The organism is Duganella guangzhouensis, assembly GCF_009674535.1.
Taxonomy (GTDB): Bacteria; Pseudomonadota; Gammaproteobacteria; order Burkholderiales; family Burkholderiaceae_D; genus Rugamonas; species Rugamonas guangzhouensis.
The window spans coordinates 245397-260845 of record NZ_WKJK01000005.1; the positions used below are offsets into that span (position 1 = coordinate 245397).

Sequence of the window (15449 nt, forward strand, 5' to 3'; positions counted from 1 at the left end):
TGACTCAGAAGTTGATGCCGTAAGCGGCGTACTCACGGCGCAGGTCCGCATCGATGGCCAGTGCGGCCTTGATATCCTGCTCGGCGCCGGCCGTATCGCCCAGCCGCTTGCGGGCGATGCCACGGCCGATCAGCGAGCTGCCCTGGTTGCGCCGCACCGCCAGCGCCGCATCATAGGCGGCCAGTGCATCGCGGTTGCGGCCCAGACGCAGCAGCACGAAAGCCCGGCTGTCGAGCAGCCAGGCGCGGTGCGGTTCCTGCAGCAAGCCCTTGTCACAAATGTGCAGCGCGGTCTCCAGCGCCACATTGTGGGTCGCCATGTTCCAGCAGACCTCATTCTTTTGCCACGCGCTGCTGGCGCTGGCCAACGCACCGTCGAAGTTGAAACGGGCGGCTTGCGTGTCGCCGATGCCGGTATTCACAATGCCGCGCAAGGTCAGCAGGATCGGTATGCGCTGGTCGCTACCGCTGCTGTGCTGGATGGTTTGATCTAGCATCGCGCCGGCGGCGGCGAAGTCGCCAGCGTCGAGTTCCACCTGGACGCGGTCTTCCACCACAAGGTGGGATTTTGGCGCCAATTGCGCCGCCCGTTCAAGATCGGCGCGCCGGCCGTTCAAGTCGGTGCGTTCGCGCAGGCTGGCGTGCGCGCGCAGCAGCTCGGAGGTGGGGAGGGTCTTGATGCCGCGCTCCAGGACCGCACTGGCTTGCGCGCTACGTCCGTAGCGCCGATACAGCCGCATCACGTCCAGGTAAACTTGCGGCTGACGCGCAAAATGCGACAGCAGCACTTCCGCTTCGCTGGCGGCGGCATCCTGCCGTCCTTGTTCCAGCGCGCTGCGCATGGCTAACAGGTAGCCTTCGTCCGGCTCTTGCAGTTTGGGCAGTGCGGCGTGGATGTCGGCCGTGGCCAGGTCGTACTGGAGCAGCTGGGTGTAGGCGCTGGCGCGGTCCAGCCGCATCGGTGCGTCGGCGGCCGGCATCATGTCGATGGCGCGGGTGAGCTGCTGTATGGCGGTGGCCGGCTGGTCGCGGTACAGGGCCAGCTTGCCGCGCGCGGCGTACAGCATGTAGTTATCCTGTTCCAGCGTGGCCGATTTGTTGAAATCGCGCTCGGCTTGTTGATCGTCGCCCAGCTGCAGATAGGCCAGGCCGCGATTCAGGTAGGCCATGAAGTTATTCGGCGTCATGTCGATGACGGTGTCGAAATTGCGGATGGCGGCGCGTGGCTCGCCGCGTTGCAGGTGCAGATCGCCTTGCTTCAGATAGTCGCCGGAAAATAGTTCCCTGCCGGCCGGGACACCGTCGACTGGCGGCGGTTTGGGATGGTCGCTGCTGAAAATCATGCAAGCGCGGATCAATCCGAAGAATAGCAGCACCCACAACCACTTCCAGCTGAAGTTGGAGCGGCCCAGCGGGTCGTCCGCTTCGTGGAACCAGTGACGCGGATGCAGGTTGCGGCGCCATCCGGGCAGATCCTCGTGTGCTTGCTGCCAACTGGCGATGGCGTCGTGGTTGGTGATGACGGCTAGCCAGGTCGGGTAGTGCGCCTGCAGTTGTTCCAGCGCGTCGTTGGCGGCGATGAGCTCGCCGGCCGTTGGCTTGGCTGGGCTGCGCAGGCGGACGATCAGCTTGCTCTGCTGCCAGCGGGTCTTTTCGTTCTGCAGGCTGAACACGGCGTGTTCTTCCAGCACGCTGTCCATGATGGCGCCGGGACGGCCCAGATGTTGCAGCCGGCGGCGGTCGTCGGCCCAGCCGAAGAGCTGGGCGGCCACCACCAGCAAGGTTTCGTGGCCGGGCTGCCAGCCTTGTGTCAGCAGGTCGGCGACGTGGTATTCGAAGACGGTGCGGGCGTCGATGCTGATCAGCTGCGGGTCGTCCAGGCTGTGGTGCAGCTGGGCAGACCAGAAGGCGTAGTCGGTCAGCGATTCCGGCTTGGCTTGCGCGCCGACGCGGTTCAGGAAGGCGGCGAATGTCGCAGCGCCTTGCTGCATGTGCAGTGGTGGCTGGGCCGGAGCGTCATCGGCGTACGTTTCGGCCGCGTGGTCCGGCGGCGCGGCTGGCTCAGCGTGCGCCACCGCCTCGGCTGCGTTGGCGGCGTTTGCGTGCTCCGCATGCTCGGCCGGCGTTGCTCCGTTGCTCGCGGCGGGGGCGGCTGGCGCGCAGTCATCCTCATCCGCGCGCTGAGCGGCCCAGTGCAGCGCCGCTTCGTACGCCTCGCGCAAGGTCTGGAAGCCGGTTGGATCGGCCTCCTGGTCGATCAGCTTGAGTTCACGGGCATAGGCGCGCCGGATCGCGCGGGCGTCGGCGTCCGGCGCCAGGGCCAGACGCTGAAAGCAGGCAGTCATCATCATCAAGCTGGATCGTTGAATGGCACCGTAAAGCTATCATGCTCAATCTCATGCAACAGCGCCTCAAAGCGCTGCCGCAGCGGATTGATCTGACGACTATCCTGACTCTCCAGCACATGCTCGAACTCGCGGATATGCGCGCCCAGCCAATCGCGCTGTTGACCGCGCAACTGCTGATACAGCCGTTCGCCACGCGCCAGCAAAGTCCGATGCTCCAGCTTATCGCGCGGATGAATCTTGAGCGCCGACAGCGTCACAAAGCGCGCCGCAATCTCTTCCTCCGACAACAGGCCCGGATTGCCCTCGATGACCAGCGTGGTCGACTGCTGCGTTTGCACCACCGTGGCCTCCACCTGCAACAGACCATTGACGTCATAGGTGAAGCGAATATCGATGCCACTGTCATCCATGGAGCCGCCCGGCAGCTTGCATTGCAGCTTGCCGAGCTGGATATTCTCGTGCGCCATGCGCGCCTCGCCCTGATAGATATTCAGATCCAGCTGCTTTTGCCCATCGCGCACCGGGTAATAGCGCTTGACCCGGCTCACCGGCACCGGCGTATTGCGCTCGATGATGGCGTCGAAGTGGCCGGACGAAAAACTGCCATCAGCCAGCCGCATCGCCACGTCGATGCCGAGCGAGTAGGGCGCCACATCGGTCATCACCACTTCATCAAGGGCGGCATCGCGCATCTTCAAGCCGGCCTGCACGGCCGCGCCCAGCGCCACCACCTCGTCCGGATTGATATCGCAGGCCGGCAGCCGGCCGAACATGCGCGCCACCAGCTTGCGCACCAGCGGCATGCGGGTCGCGCCGCCAGCCAGCACCACGTTGTCCAACTCGGAGATGCGCAGATTGGCATCGCGCAGCGCGCGTTCGACCGGATCGCGCAGACGGCGCAGCAGCACCGTGCAGATGCGTTCCAGCGCCGGCTCGTCCAGCTCCAGCGTGTACTCAGTATCGTTGTGATGGATGCGCAGCGTGGCCGACGCCGCCTCGCTCAGCGCGCGCTTGGCCGCTTCCGCCTGCGCCACCATGCGCGGCATAAAGCGGGCATCGTTCTTCAGCGACGGCGGCAACTGGTGGTGGGTGAAGAAATGGTCGACCAGGCAGTGCATGAAATCCTCGCCGCCCAGCATATTGTCGCCGGCCGAGGCGCGCACTTCCATCACGCCCTCGAACAGATCCAGCACCGACACGTCAAACGTGCCGCCGCCGAGGTCGAACACCAGGAACTTGGTCTCGCCATCGCGTTGATGGATGCCGTAGGCCAGCGCGGCGGCGGTCGGCTCGTTCAGCAGCCGGTCGACTTTCAGCCCGGCCAGTTGGCCGGCGGCGCGCGTGGCTTTGCGCTGAGCGTCGGAGAAATAAGCCGGCACGGTGATGATGGCCTCGGTAATGGTCTGGCCCAGCGCCGCCTCGGCATCTTCCTTCAGCGCGCGCAGCACCAGCGCCGACAACTCTTCCGGCCGGAACTGGCGGTTACCCAGGCGAATACTCTTGTCGCTGCCCATGTAGCGCTTGAACACGGCGGCGGTGCGGTCGGGATGGGTTTGCAGACGCTCACGCGCGGCGCGGCCGATCAGAATGGTGCCATCTTCATCCAGACTGACGCAGGAGGGCGTCAGCACCTCGCCCAGGCTGTTGGGGATCAGGCGCGGCGCACCGTTCTCCCAGATGGCGATCAAACTGTTGGTCGTACCGAGGTCTATCCCGACAATCATGTTGGCTTCCGGAAAAATTAGCAAGTTTACCATGGAATGCCAACATGTCCAGCCCCTAGTTCAGGTGCACCAGCCCGCGCTTGGCGGCCACCATCGCGGCCTCGGTGCGGGTGCAGACGTTGAGCTTGCTCATGATGCTTTTGACGTGAAATTTGACCGTGCCGACGCCGATGCCGGCCGCGCGCGCAATCACCTTGTTGCTCATGCCACTGGCCAGGTGGACCAGGATATCGCGCTCGCGCGGGGTCAGCTGGTTGCCGTGGATGCGGCTGGCCAGCTTGAGCGCCAGTTCCGGCATCATGAACTTGCGGCCTTGCAGCACGGCGTGGATGCAGGTCATCAAGTCATCGAGCGGGGCGTTTTTCAGCATATAGGCGTGGGCGCCGGCGCGCATGCTGCGGTCGGCATCCTCCTCGCCGTCGTGGCCGCTGAGGATGATGACCTTGGCATCCGGCCGGCGCGCGCGGATCTGGCCGATGGCCGCGACGCCGTCGCAGCCGGGCATGTTCAGGTCCATCAGCAGCAGATCCGGTTGTAGGCGCTCGCACATGTCCAGCGCCTCCTGGCCGTTGCAGGCCTGGCCCACCAGCGTGAACTGGCCGTCGGACTCGATCAGCGCAGCCATGCCAGCGCGGATCAACGGGTGAACATCGGCAATGATGACGGATGCGGTATTCATGTCGGGCTCCAGTTGTAGAAGTGATGGAAGCATTCTCGCCAACCTTGCCCGCCACGTATAGCTATACAAAGGTATAAGCTAGCGCGCTCCGTAAGCCGCGATCAAGCCGGTGAAGGCGCGCACCCCGACTGCGATCACGCTGTCGTCCGCCACGAAGAAGGGCGAGTGGTTGGAGGCGGCGGTGGCCAGGTCGGTGCCGTCCGGGGTGGCGCCCAGGCCGAAGCCGACGGTGGGAATGCGCCGGCTGAACTCTGCCAGGTCGTCGGCCGCGTAGACGCCGGAGCTGATGCGGACCTCGCCAGTGCTGGAGGCGGCGCGCAGCACCGGCAGCAGGCGCTCGACCAGCGCGGTGTTGTTGGCGCCGGCCGGATAGCTGGCGCCCACCAGCTTGAACTCGGCGCTGGCGCCGGCGCTTTCGGCGCTGTCCTTGAAGGTGCGTTCCAGCCGCGCCACCACGTCGTCGCGCTGCGCCTGCGTCACGCTGCGGATGGTGCCTTCCAGCCTTACTTCGGTCGGGATGATGTTCTGGCGCACGCCGGCGTCGATCTTGCCGATCGAGATTACCGGCGGCGGCAGCGTCAGGTCGGACTGGCGGCTAGGGATGGTTTGCAGCGCCAGGATGGCCAATGCCGCCGGCGGCACCGGATCGATGCCGCGCCACGGTGCCGCCGCATGCGTGGACTTGCCGATGATGCGCGCCACAAACACATCCGCCGCCGCCGTGGTGCGGTCGCGGCTGACCGAGATGGCGCCGGCCTTGCCGACCCCAACGTGGGTGGAGAAGAACACTTCCGGTGTCGGCGCGTTCAGCACACCCTGTTTGATCATCAGCGCGGCGCCGCCTTCCTCACCATCCGGCGCGCCTTCCTCGGCCGGCTGGAAGATGAATTTGATGGTGCCGCGCAGATGCTGGCGGTCCTTGGACAACACCTCGGCCACGCCCAGCAGGATGGCGATGTGGATGTCATGCCCGCACACGTGGGCCACGCCGACTTGCTTGCCGCCGTATTCGGTCTTCACGGTGGAGGCGTAGGGCAGGCCGGTTTGCTCGGTGACGGGCAAGGCGTCCAGTTCTGAGCGCAGGCCGATGACGGGTCCGGGCAGCGCGCCTTTCAGCACCGCCACCACGCCGGTGCCGGCGATGCCGGTCTGCACTTCCAGCCCCAGTTTGCGCAAGTGTTCGGCCACCAGCGCCGAGGTGCGGGTTTCGCGGTTGCCCAGTTCGGGATGCTGGTGGATGTCGTGGCGAATCGCGATCAGGCCCGGCGTGGCAGCGGTGATCAGGCGTTCAATTTCGGGGCTGGCGGCCTGGGCCAGTAGTGGCGCGGCCAGCAGCGCCGCGACGAGAGGTTGCAGTTTCATCTTTGTCCTTTCAATTACCAACGGTAGGTGGCGCTAACGCCGAAGGTGCGCGGGTCGCTGTTGGAATAGCCGATCACGTTGTTACCGTAGGGGATGGCGTTGGTCTTGTAAAAGCGGTTGGTCAGGTTGTTGACATAGAAGGTCAGATTGACCTTTTTGCCCGGCGGCAGATACGACAGCTTCAGATTGCCGATGGTGTAAGCCGGCTGGATGTAGTTCGGATCGGTCTCGTTGGTGGTGACGAAGAAGTAGCGGCTGCGGTAATTCCAGTTGGTGGAGAACACCGCCTCGCCGCCGTTGTTCAGCGGCTGACGGTATTCGCCGCCAACCAGCACATTGGTGTGCGGCGCGCGGCCGAATTCGTTGCCGGTGTAGGCGCCGTAGTCGGTGTACTTGCTGCGCAGCAGGCCGATCGCGGCGTTGAGGCGCAGCGCTTGTGTCGCTTGTGCCGCCAGTTCGAATTCGGCGCCATGGGCCTTGGCCTTGGCGCCGTTGGTCAGGCGCGACACCGGCCCGGTCGAGGTGCTGACCACCTGGTTCAGCTGCACGTTCTTGTAGTCATAGTAGAACGCGGTAACGTCGGCGGTGACGCGGTGATCCAGCCAGGCGGTGCGCAGGCCGGCCTCGCCCGAGGTCAGATATTCCGGGCTGACCACGGCCACCGTGGACTGGGTGGTGACGCCGCCGTTGTAGCCGCCGCCACGGAAGCCCTTGGCCGCGCGCGCATAGGCGGACACGTCCTGGCTGAACTTGTACTGCGGTGTCAGATCCCAGGTGGCGGCTTTCCAGGTAGTGTCGGCGTTTTGCGTGGCGGTAGTCAGCAGCGTCGACGAGACCGACGAGCGCTTCCACCATTCGGCCGTGTTGTTGTAGCTGACGGTGCCGCTGTTGGCCACGCGGCTGAGTGCGATGTCCTTGCTTTCCGAGGTCCAGCGCAAGCCGCCGGTCAGGTTGAAGCGTTCGCTGAAGTTGTAGGTCAGGCTGCCGAACAGCGCGTAGCTCTTGGTATCCTGTTGCAGGCTCAGATTGTTGTAGGCGGTGGGGATAGTGCCGGTTGGCGTGGCGATGGTCTGCACGCCGGGCAGGTTGCCGGACGAGTTGTTATTGTCCAGCTTCTCGGTGAAGTAATGCGCGCCGACGATCCAGTTCAGCTGGTCGCTGCGCGGCGAGGCCAGGCGCAGTTCCTGCGCCGACTGGCGGGCCGAGATATCGGCATGGCTGCGGCTGATTTCCAGCGGCGTGGCATCGCCGTCGCCGTTGGTGGTACGTGCCACCCGCTCGTACGAAGTGATCGAGGTCAGCTCGTTGCGGCCCAGATTCCAGTGCAGCGTCAGCGAGGCGCCGCTGCCGCGCAGGTCGTCGCTGGTGGGGGCGTTGGTGGCGATATCGGCCGTGCCTAGCGGCGGCAGCACATAGCCGTAGGTATTGGTGCCGCCGGCGCCCAGGCCCAGCCCTTGCAGCGCGTCGCCGGTGCCGTGGTAATCGCGGCCGTGGACGTTGAACAGCGCTTGCAGATCCGGGCTCAGGTTGGCCAGCAGCTGTACGCGGACCTGGTGGTCTTCTTCCTTCTTGCCGGTTTTGCTGTGCTGGAAGGTGTTGCGCCCGTAGCCGTCGGTGCTGTCGCTGTAGAGCGAGATGCGGCCGGCCAGCACATCTTCCTGCAGGGCGCCGCCGGCCGCCGCTTCGACGATGTGCGAGTTATGGTTGCCGAGTTCCGCCTTGAAGTAGCCGTCGGGCTTGAAGGTCGGCTTGTTGGTGATGAAGCTGACCGCGCCGCCGGTGGTGTTCTTGCCCCACAGCGTGCCTTGCGGACCGCGCAGCACTTCGGCCTGACGCAGGTCGTAAGCCGGGGCGCCGCTCAACAGCGGCGAATTGAGATATACCTCGTCGACATAAAAACTGACTGGCGACACGACGTTGGCCGACTGGTCGCCAGTGCCGATGCCGCGTATCCACCAGCGGGTGCGGACGTGGCCGTCGTTGGTGGGGCCGGAGGCGTTGGGCACCAGGTCCATCACGCCGCCGGCGGACAGGTTGCCGCCGCCCTCGCGCAAGTCCTTGCCGCTGAAGGCGGAGATGGCGGCCGGCACGTCGCGCGCGAGCTCAGCGCGCTTTTGTGCGGTGACGGTGACGGTTTGCAGGCTATCGGCGGCTTCGCCATTGGCATTGGCGTCGGCCGGCTCGGCCGCGTGAGCCAGGCTGCTGGCGCCAAGCGCGCACAGCAGATGAAGGTAAAGGGTACGGCGGGGTAAATGCTTGGGCATCGTTTTTCCTGTGTTGTGGTCTGAAACATTCCTGTTTCAGCAACATGCGTGCCGGAGGAAAAACGACTTCTGGTTGTGTTTTCTGTTGCGTGCGCCGCAGCGCGGCACAGTGATTTGTGGGCCAGGCAACAGCGCTGTTGCTTAGCCCACAGTGATCACAGCAGGGTAACCGCTTGTTCAAAGCCCAGGCGTGGGCCGCGAGCGAACAGCGAGGTCGGGTCGCCGTAGCCGAGGTTGACGATGAAGTTGACGTTGTGTTCGCCGTCAGGGAAGAATTCCTGGTTGACGGCGGCGGCGTCGAAGCCGGACAAGGGGCCGGCATCCAGCCCCAGTGCGCGCGCGGCCAGGATCAGGTAGGCGCCTTGCAGCGAGCTGTTGCGGGTGGCGGTGGCGTCGACCAGTGCCGGGTTGGCTTCGAACAGCGGCTTGGCGTCGTAAGCGGGGAACTGTTGCGGCAGTTCGTCGAAGAAGCGCTTGTCCTGCGCGATGATGACGGTGGCCGGCGCGGCCACGGTCTTGGCGCGGTTTTTCTCGGACAGGGCGGGAGCCAGGCGCTGCTTGGCTTCTGGTGTGCGTAGCACGAGGTAGCGTGCCGGCTGGGCGTTGAAGGCGGTTGGGCCCCATTTCAGCAGGTCGTACAGGGCTTTGATGGTGTCGTCGTCGATGGTTTGCGGCAGGAAGTTGCTGAAGCTGCGGGCATTGCGGAACAGCTGATCCAGCGCCGCATCGTTGAGGATGGTGGACAAGGGTGACTCCTTACGGGGTGGGTAAATGGTTGCGCTCAGTCGATGGCGTCGGCCTTCTTGAGGTAGGTGCGCAGGATGTTGCGGCTGAGGTTGAGCCGCTTGGCGGCGCGCACCTGATTGCGCTGGCAGTGTTCCCATGCGGCCAGCACCAGATCCTGTTGCAAGGCTTCGAATTCGATGGTTTCGCCGGAGGCCAGCAGTGTTTGCCAGGCCTGGCGCAGGGCTTGGCCGGCAGTGCCGTGTGCGGGCTCATCGGGCGAGGCTGCTGGCAGCGCGCCGGCTGGGCCGATGCCGCCAGTGCCGCCATGGCCACCGGTCGCAGCGAGGGCGGCGTGTGCGTCGGGCACGGCTGAGGCGCCAGGTAGCGCGGTAGCGGGCCAGGCGGCTTGGTGGGCGGCGTGCGCAGCGGCGTAGGGCGCGGCGACGGAGGCGGCGAGGCTGGCGTGTTGCGGACCGCTGTGTGACGGCGCACCGGCCCACTGCTGCGGCTGCGCTGCGGCAGGGGATGCAGCGTTTGGCGGCGCGGCGACCGGGTAGGCGGGCGCGCTATGCCAGCCGGGCAGGTTCAGCTCGGCCGAGGTAATCATGCCGGCGCGGCTCAGCAGCACGGCGCGGTGAATCACATTTTCCAGCTCGCGAATATTGCCTGGCCACGGATACGACAACAACGCCCGCTCGGCCTCCGGCGACAGCCGCACATCATCCACCTGCAAGCGTCGTGCATACGTCCCCAGGAAGTGATGCGCCAACGGCAGCACGTCACCACTACGCTCGCGCAGCGGACGCACCGGCAGCGCGATCACCTGCAGACGATAATACAAATCCTCGCGGAAGCGTCCCGCGCGCACGGCTTCCGATAAATCGATATTGGTGGCCGCAATCAGCCGCACGTCAATCGGCACCGGCTTGCGCGCGCCCAGCCGCACCACCTCGCGCTCCTGCAGCACGCGCAGCAGCTTGACCTGCATGGCCAGCGGCAGATCGCCAATCTCGTCGAGGAACAGCGTGCCGCCATTGGCGGTCTCGAACCAGCCAGCCTTGCCCTGCACAGCGCCAGTGAAAGCACCGCGCTCATAACCAAATAGTTCGCTCTCGATCAGCGTTTCCGAAAACGCGCCGCAGTTGATGGCGACGAAGCCGGCATCGCGCCGATTGCTGAGAGCATGCACGTGACGCGCCACCAGCTCCTTGCCGGTGCCGGTTTCGCCGGTGACCAGCACCGTCGCATCGCTGGGCGCCACGCGTTCGATCACATCGTGCAGCGCGCGCGAATGCGGATCGGCAAACACGAACGCGGTGGCCCGTATCATCAGGCTCAGTTGCGCGGCATCGCGGAAGGCGATCAGGGGCTTGGCCGCATCATCGTCACCCTTGGCGAGGTTGGCGCTGCGTGCAAACTCGTTCAAGAAATTTTGTGCGAGGAGTTCCATGGCAACAAATATAGCCCGCGCGGCCTTGGCGCGGGAACGAATCATGCCAAGCTTGCTTATCCGAATTTGGCATAAAGACCACGCGCTGTGGACACGGCAACAGCAACTGCTGCGGAATCAACAGCGCGCTCCGGTGATGCTGGCCTGCCAGCATGAAATCAGCGTTTTTCGGCTGGCATGTTTCATGCGGATAGTGGCGGGAGGCCAACATCTACAGGAGGATATGCATGACCACTGAATTCATCTGGCAACTGCCAACCGCTGGCGACGGCCGCTACGCCGACGCCACCCGCCTGCGCCGTGGCGAACGCAGCCCGCAACAGCGGGCGCCGTTCACCGACGGTGTCAGCGATCCGCGTGGCGAGCGCTTTAATTACTTCGACTATCTGCATCAGGTGGCGCGCGCCGCCGACATCACCGGCTTTGATGGCGTGCGCATCCGCCACGACTTCGAAGGCGACGATAGCTGGATCATCGCCGGCTATCTGGCGCGCGGCACCCGCCATATCCGCCTGCTGACCGAATTCGAAGCCTCGTGGGGCTCGTCGGTGTATGCCGCCAAGAACGCGGTCAGCTTCCAGCGCGCCGCCAACGGCCGCTTTGCCTGGCAGATCGCGCAGGGTGACGATGCCGCCGCGCGACGCTGGCATGGCGATAATCTGCCGCAAGAAGAAGTGCTGGCGCGCATCGATGAATTCATTACCGTCGCGCGTGGCGTGCAGACCACGGCGCCGTTCAGCTTCAAGGGCAAGTATTTCGAAGTGCTGGATGGTGGCTTCCGTGGCCCGCTGGCCGGCAATCCGCTGCCGCCGGTGTATCTGTCCGGTGATGGCGAGGCCGCGCTGGCGCTGTCGGCCCGGCAGGCGGATGTGCATGTGTTCGACGCCGCGCCAGTGGCCACGCTGCGTGCCGCGCTGGAGAGTCTGCAACAACAGGCAACAGCCGCTGGCCGCCAGGTCCGTGCTGGCCTGCGCATCGACGTGCTGGCGCGCGAGACCCAAGAGGAAGCCGAACGCGATGCCGCGCGCTATCGCCAGCAGGCCGGCGCCCGCGCCGACGCCACGTTGGTCGGCAGTTACCAGCAAGTGATCGACACGTTGGCCGCGTATGCCGATGCCGGCGTCACCAGCTTCCTGCTGTCGGCCGAGCCGGCGCTGGAAGAAGCCTATCGCATCGGTGAACACGTGCTGCCGGCATTGCGCGAACGTCTCGCGCCGCCCGCCCAACAAGCCGCCTGAGCCTCCCACATTCACAGGATTAAGACATGACTATCGATATCTTCTGGCGTATTCCCACCCACGGCGAACCAAGCTCGCACCGTGCGCGCATTCCATTTCGTGGCGACTGGTTCCCCGGTAACGACAACCTGCGCAAGGCTGGTCTGGGTGGCGGTGGCGCCGATGGCTTTAACTATCTGGACTACATCGCTGAAATCGCCCACGCGGCCGAAGTCTCCGGCTTCCAGGGCGGCTTGATTCCATCCTTCCCGATGACCGACGAGCCGTGGGTGATTTCCTCGCTGCTGGCACGCGAGACCAGCACCTTCCGCTTCATGATCCCGTTCCAGCCGGGCTTTCTGAATCCGGTGGTGGCAGCGCGCATGACCGCTAGCCTGCAGCGCGCCACCGGCGGCCGCGCGCTGTACAACGTCATTACCGGTGGCGGCGGTCCGTCGCAGCTGTGGTGGGGCGATTCGGCCGGCCATGACGACCGTTATACCCGTACCACCGAATTCCTCGATGTGGTGCGCGGTGTCTGGCGCGGCGGGCCGTTCTCGTATCAGGGCAAGTTCTATCAGGTGGAAGACGCCGGCCTGGCGCATCCGCTGTCGGAGCAGGAGTTCCCCGAGATTTACTTCTCCGGTTCGTCCGACGCGGCGCTGGTGTCGGCCTCCAGGCACGCCGATTACTACCTGACCTGGCTGGAGCCGTTCGATCAGCTGCGCGAGAAATTCCGCCGCGTGAAGGAGAAGACCGACCAACTGGGTCGCAAGATCAAGTGCGCGGTGCGGGTCGACATCATCGCTCGTCCCACCGAGGAAGAGGCATGGGAAGAAGTGCGCAAGGGTTTCGACAACGTCGACCCGGCCACGCTGCGCCAGTTCCTCGGCCAGGACGGCGGCGATTCGGTGGGCGCGGCACGCCAGCGTGGCAACCGTCCAAGCACCATCAACAGCTACAAGGATTTGATCAGCGAGCCGAATATCTGGACCGGCTTCAATCTGTTCCGTGGCGGCCAAACACAGGGCATCGTCGGCAGCTACGAGCAGGTGGCGCAGCGGCTGGACGATCTGGTGCAACTGGGCGCGGACGCCTTCATCCTGGCCAGTACGCCGCATCTGGAGGAGGCCTACCGCGTCGGCGAGGAAGTGCTGCCGCTGCTGCGCGGCCATAGCAACTCGCAGTTGCTGCGCGCGGTCGGCTGAGCGGCATCACCACAATAACTAACGATAGGGATGTATATGCGCGGTTCGCAACAAAAACTTCAACTCAATCAGCTGCTGCGTGAGATGCACGCCGCGTTTGCCGTCGCCATGGGCAGCGGTCTGCTGCTCGCCGGCGGTCTGGCGCAGGCGACCGAAATGCCGACGGCCACGGTGGCCGCTGCCGCAGCTGGCGCAGTCACCGATGGCACAGGCGGCACCGACGGCGCCGATGGCAGCGCCGACACCACCGACAGCGCCGGCGCTGCCGCCTCGCTGCAAACCATCACCGTCACCGCGCAAAAGCGCGAGGGCAAGGCACAGGAAGTGCCCAGCGCGATCACGGTGCTGGGTGGTGCGCAGTTGCTGGAAAACGGCATCGGCCGCTCGGCCAGCGAAATCCTCAACTACGTGCCGAATGCATCGGCCGGCACGCAGCAGCACGGCCGGCCGCGCTGGTGGATACGCGGCGTTGGCGCCGGCCAGCAGCAGATCGACTTCCCGAATCCAGTCGGCTTCTATCTGGACGACGTCTACATCAGCAATTCGACCGCCACCGGCTTCCCGCTGTTCGACGTCGAGCGGGTCGAGGTGCTGCGCGGCCCGCAAGGCACGCTGTGGGGCAAGAACACCACCGGCGGCGCGATCAACATCATCTCGCGCAAGCCGAGCGATTATCTGGACGGCTATATCAAGGCCGACTACAGCAGCCATGAGACCAAACTGGTGGAAGGCGCCATCGGCGGCACGCTGAAAGAGGATGTGCTGACCGGCCGCCTGTCGTTCCACTCGGAGAACCAGGGCGAAGGCCCGTTCAACAATCTGTACACCGGCAAGAAGGACGGCGCGCTGCGCGACAACGCCATTCGCGGCCAATTGCAGGCCAAGATCAACCGCGACCTGACGGCCAATCTGAACCTGCATTACCGCGATTACAAATCCACCGGCGCCATCACCACCACCGGCAGCTATGCCGCCAATGGCGTGTACCGCAACGCCTACGTGCCGAGCACCGACAGCGAAGACGTCAGCACCAACGCGCCGACAGTGACCGCCATCAAGCAAAGCGGCGCCAATCTGACCATCCAGTATGATCTCGGCCGCGCCACACTGACCTCGATCACCGGTTACGAAGACTTCAAGACCAACACCCTGGGCGACAGCGACAACACGCCGCTGGAAATCAGTCGTGGATGGTCGCAGGCCAGCAGCCACCAGTTCTCCGAAGAGCTGCGACTGGCGTCGGCCAAGGACGATAAAATCAGCTGGGTCAGCGGTCTGCACTACTTCAACGAAGGCATCAACTCGGCGTCGGCCACGGCACGGCTGCCCAACGACATCGCCGGCGCGCTGGCCGGCAGCACCCAGCCAGTGGGCTACAACGCTACCAACTTCACCCACCAGACGCGCAGCTTCGCGCTGTTCGGCAGCACCACGGTCAACTTCACCGACCGCTGGCTGGCCACGGCCGGCCTGCGCTGGACCACCGAAACCAAGGATCTGGACCTGACCCGGATACAGGCCGCATCCGGCACGGTGACCTTCGGCAGCGCCGCCAACTGGTGGCAGACGGTGCAAGGCGGGAACTACACGGCAGCCTCGGTGGCCAACAACAACTTCCGCAGCACGCCTTCCACCACCTGGCGCGCCTGGACCTACGACTTCACGCCGGAATACAAAATCACCGACCAGGCGCGCGCTTACTTCAAGTACGCGCACGGCATCAAGTCGGGCGGCTACAACACCGGTGCCAGCGACGTGCGCGCGCTGAATACGGTGGCACCTGAGAAGCTGGATTCGGTGGAACTGGGCCTGAAGTCCGAGTGGCTGGATCGTCGCCTGAACTTCAATGCCAGCGTGTTCCACTACGATTACAAGAACGTCCAGGTCAACATCACCGGCGTGTACAACGGCGATCCGACCCAGAGCGTGGCTTATCTGCAGAACGTCGCCAAGGCCCACGTCAACGGTGCCGAGTTTGAGATCGAAGCGCTGCCGGTGGATCAACTGCACATCAACGCCAACGTCGGCATCCTGCGCACGCAGTTCGACCAGTTCGACATCCAGAACAACGGCGGCAACCGCAATGGCAATGAGTTCGTGCGCTCGCCGCACCTGACCGCGTTGCTGGCGGCGGACTACCGCATTCCGCTGGCGAATGGCGGCAAGGTTGTGCTGTCCGCCGACATTCGCTATACGTCCAAACAGTTCTACTACGTCGACCCGCAGAACGACACGCGCTATTTGCTGAACCAGCCGGGTTACTCGCTGCTCAACGCCCGCGCGTCATACACGCTGCCCGGCGGGAACCATGTGTTCACGCTGTACAGCAATAACCTGGGCGACAAGGTCTACAAGAACCACACGCTGACCACCTACGTGCCGGGCACCACCAACGGCGATACGATTTACTGGGGCCAGCGGCGTACTGTTGGCGGGTCTTATACCTACTACTTCTAAGCACTCCTCAAACCG

9 protein-coding genes and 1 pseudogene are annotated in these 15449 nt (G+C 64.7%); 3 read left to right on the top strand and 7 right to left on the bottom strand.

Annotated elements, in window-relative coordinates:
- Nucleotides 1-4 precede the first annotated feature (4 nt).
- The 7 genes and pseudogenes from GJ699_RS11805 to GJ699_RS34540 form a co-directional block, all read right to left on the bottom strand.
- Entirely contained in the window at nucleotides 5-2350 is a 2346-nt protein-coding gene (locus tag GJ699_RS11805; RefSeq protein ID WP_229262080.1) for a tetratricopeptide repeat protein, read from the bottom strand.
- Nucleotides 2350-4071: a molecular chaperone HscC gene (locus GJ699_RS11810; RefSeq protein ID WP_154376362.1), complete on the bottom strand. Its 1722-nt coding sequence runs from the start codon at nucleotides 4069-4071 to the stop codon at nucleotides 2350-2352. Before GJ699_RS11810 ends, GJ699_RS11805 begins: the two co-directional genes overlap by 1 nt.
- A 55-nt stretch (nucleotides 4072-4126) precedes the next feature.
- On the bottom strand, nucleotides 4127-4750 hold the full coding sequence (locus GJ699_RS11815; protein ID WP_154376365.1) for a response regulator: 624 nt from the start codon (nucleotides 4748-4750) through the stop codon (nucleotides 4127-4129).
- Between the two features lie 78 nt (nucleotides 4751-4828).
- Nucleotides 4829-6112, bottom strand: coding sequence for an amidohydrolase (locus GJ699_RS11820; RefSeq protein WP_154376367.1), 1284 nt, complete (start codon nucleotides 6110-6112; stop codon nucleotides 4829-4831).
- Nucleotides 6113-6126: 14 nt separating this feature from the next.
- Nucleotides 6127-8376, bottom strand: a complete 2250-nt coding sequence (locus tag GJ699_RS11825) for a TonB-dependent receptor (protein WP_154376369.1) — start codon at nucleotides 8374-8376, stop codon at nucleotides 6127-6129.
- Nucleotides 8377-8531: 155 nt separating this feature from the next.
- Nucleotides 8532-9122: a malonic semialdehyde reductase gene (locus GJ699_RS11830; protein WP_154376371.1), complete on the bottom strand. Its 591-nt coding sequence runs from the start codon at nucleotides 9120-9122 to the stop codon at nucleotides 8532-8534.
- A gap of 488 nt (nucleotides 9123-9610) precedes the next feature.
- Nucleotides 9611-10432 (bottom strand): annotated as a pseudogene (locus tag GJ699_RS34540) (sigma-54 interaction domain-containing protein); the annotation flags it as partial.
- A gap of 347 nt (nucleotides 10433-10779) precedes the next feature.
- Here GJ699_RS34540 and GJ699_RS11840 point away from each other — a divergent pair.
- Genes GJ699_RS11840 through GJ699_RS11850 form a run of 3 tightly spaced genes read left to right on the top strand, consistent with a single transcriptional unit; the run spans nucleotide 10780 to nucleotide 15434 of the window.
- Nucleotides 10780-11790, top strand: a complete 1011-nt coding sequence (locus GJ699_RS11840; RefSeq protein WP_154376375.1) for an LLM class flavin-dependent oxidoreductase — start codon at nucleotides 10780-10782, stop codon at nucleotides 11788-11790.
- A 26-nt stretch (nucleotides 11791-11816) separates the two neighbouring features.
- Entirely contained in the window at nucleotides 11817-12977 is a 1161-nt protein-coding gene (locus GJ699_RS11845; protein ID WP_154376377.1) for an LLM class flavin-dependent oxidoreductase, read from the top strand.
- A 36-nt stretch (nucleotides 12978-13013) separates the two neighbouring features.
- On the top strand, nucleotides 13014-15434 hold the full coding sequence (locus tag GJ699_RS11850) for a TonB-dependent receptor (RefSeq protein WP_229262067.1): 2421 nt from the start codon (nucleotides 13014-13016) through the stop codon (nucleotides 15432-15434).
- Nucleotides 15435-15449 lie beyond the last annotated feature (15 nt).